Annotated in this window: 1 protein-coding gene; it reads right to left on the reverse strand. The window is 31.8% G+C overall.

Annotated elements, in window-relative coordinates; translation table 11 throughout:
• Positions 1-242: 242 nt before the first annotated feature.
• Positions 243-1685 (reverse strand): IS66 family transposase, encoded by a 1443-nt coding sequence (locus LGK95_RS21970; RefSeq protein WP_226127033.1) that lies wholly within the window; start codon positions 1683-1685, stop codon positions 243-245.
• Positions 1686-1837 lie beyond the last annotated feature (152 nt).

The following is a 1837-nucleotide window of genomic DNA, read 5'->3' on the forward strand; positions in this document are numbered from 1 at the left end:
GATAGTGTTAACTAACTTATGAAAAAACAGGAATGTAAATATTAGGGTTTTAATTGCACGTTGAAAAGTGAAAAAATACTTTGAAGAAATACAATGCAGTTTTGTTTGTAGTTAAGTTCCTAAAATTTACAAAATTTATTTTCTGTGAATAATAAAAAGCAACACAAATTAACCTGTTCAGACTGTTCAATTTTAAAAATGATGACAGGAAAAGTCAATTTTATTAGATTATAATAGAAATTCTAAATTAAGCTATTCAAGTTGTTTTTTAGTATAAGTTGTTGCGAAAGTTCAATTAGCTTTTGCCATTTTCCTGGCATGGTGGAGATTTTTTCAAGTTCAGGAATTGAGTTTAATGGTCCCCAATAAGCGTAGCTATGTGGACGGAGAAAGTTGTAATAAGCTACAAATAGGGCTAAGTGCGTGTTGGAACCTTCTTCACTACCAAAACCATTTGTAACCCTGTAGGAGAATTTAAATGTTCTGTTGAGGCGCTCTATTATTTGTTTAACCCAACGATACTCAGTGGTAACAGGATCAGCATTAGTAAGTCCAATTACTTGAATTACGTTGAAATCAAAGTTATTAAGTTTAAACTGTTGCTCCGCAAGTTTATATGCTGTGTAACCATCAGCAATGAATTTAAGAGACTTACCTGGAAATTTTTTAAACTTATCAAATGCCATACGCATAGTTAAAATACAAGGCCCAGCATCACGACTAAAAGAGGCTTGGTATCCTAAAATTGATTTCTTGATGGCGTCCATAACAAGCCAAATATATTGAGTAGTTCCTTTTACTTTAGTATAGGTTTCATCAGCAGCAAGATAATTAGTAGGTTTATAGTCATAATTATCGACAAATGGTTTAACTAAAGCGGCAGCTGTAATGGCATATTTACTAACTGTTACATGAGATATTTTAACACCGTGGATTTCCCATAGAGCAAGCGCCGTACGGCGTGTAGATAGTCCTAGATTGATGTTATATGTTAGACAAAGGCCCATTACATGAGAAGAAAAATTTCTGAATTTGAGGTTAGTAGCACCTTTGGGCATAGAAGATAAATCTACATCAAAATAATTAGTTGTAAATTCACGATAAATATAATGTAGCTTAAATTTGTACTTATCTTTCGTGTATTCTTTAATGTCTTCTAATGAAAGATTTGAAAGAGAACTTAGGTAAAAGCTACATTTTGTATTAACACATTTATGGATATAAAAATTTTTACGGTCCTTCTTTTTACTCAAGGCATGTCCACAAAATGGACAAAGAAAGGTCTCAGACTTGAAATCAACCTTAGTTTTATTGAAATGTAGATCACAAACTTTGCACCAAAGTTGCCCACGACCTCCGGTGTTATCGTAGATATAGATGTGCGGAGCACCACATTGAGGGCAAATGATATCAGGTGATACCTGATTTTTACCACGAGAATTAACAGGCTTTTTTTCTTTGTTATTAATGGTTTTATAATCATTTAAGAGTTGCTTGTAATCGAGTTTTTCAAAAGTTTTAATGACAGGTAATTTATCTACAGTAAGTTTCTTATATTTAGGGCTTGTCATATCATATTTTGGACCATTTAGAGGTATATTTTTCACAATAAAAACAAGTAAATGATTTATTTGCGAAAGTAGTAGTTGATTATATGTAACTAACATTGATATAATTAAACTCACAATGACACCTTCTTTCGTAATTTTTGTTGGGGTAGGATACAACAATTATAACAAATAGAGGGGGTCATTGTTTTTTTTATTATAAAAGTAGCTTAAACCCTTGCTAATGCAAGGATTCAAATAAATAAAACAAAGATAGTGTTAACACTATC

This window comes from Clostridium algoriphilum, assembly GCF_020443705.1.
Taxonomy (GTDB): domain Bacteria; phylum Bacillota; class Clostridia; order Clostridiales; family Clostridiaceae; genus Clostridium_AD; species Clostridium_AD algoriphilum.